Origin of the sequence: Streptomyces polyasparticus (genome assembly GCF_014493765.1) — a bacterium.
Lineage (GTDB): Bacteria > Actinomycetota > Actinomycetes > Streptomycetales > Streptomycetaceae > Streptomyces > Streptomyces polyasparticus.
Genome location: NZ_JACTVJ010000161.1, coordinates 1 through 571, shown reverse-complemented (window position 1 = coordinate 571; position 571 = coordinate 1). Strand labels below are relative to the sequence as shown.

Annotated in this window: 1 protein-coding gene; it reads right to left on the bottom strand. The window is 42.2% G+C overall.

The genetic code is table 11. The features are described 5' to 3' along the window. Window positions 1-26 precede the first annotated feature (26 nt). Window positions 27-571: hypothetical protein (locus tag H9Y04_RS49305; protein WP_214662319.1), on the bottom strand; the 545-nt coding region annotated here is incomplete at its 5' end.

Here is a 571-nt window from a genome sequence, read left to right as displayed (position 1 = left end):
AAACAATTAAGATTTGAAGCAAGTAATTATAACTTTTTGGTTCCACGCTGCAACAACCAGTCTTTGAATGCGAAAAGTGCCATTTCCCATGCCATGAGAAGCGTAATTACACCCAAAGAGATGTTGAGAGTGAACATCGATGTGAATCCTCTGTATTCGAATGCCAAGATTATCGGATCACACGATTCCATGAAGATTAGTCCTCCACAAAGCAAAGAAAAGCTGACAATCAACTCGGTAATCAAACGAAGTGGCTTGGTTGGATTCTTGTCACCAGGAATGAGGAGTAAAAGGATATAACTGAAGAATCTGAAAGCACAGCCAAGAATAAACATGTTGCCCCATTGGGTGTGAATTTCTGTAGACAAGTGTGAGGCTTGCTGATGCTTAGACATGAGGATACCAGTCCAGAAGATGGTGAGAATAGGGAATGGGTTAGGAGAAAAGCCAGGACTAGCCTTGACTATTCTAGATGTACCCGAATCCGTAGCTTTCACCATGGCTCTTTCATATCTCCACGATGCCAACTTTGACTCGGTAATCACCCCACAAAGACCACAGCCAATATAAA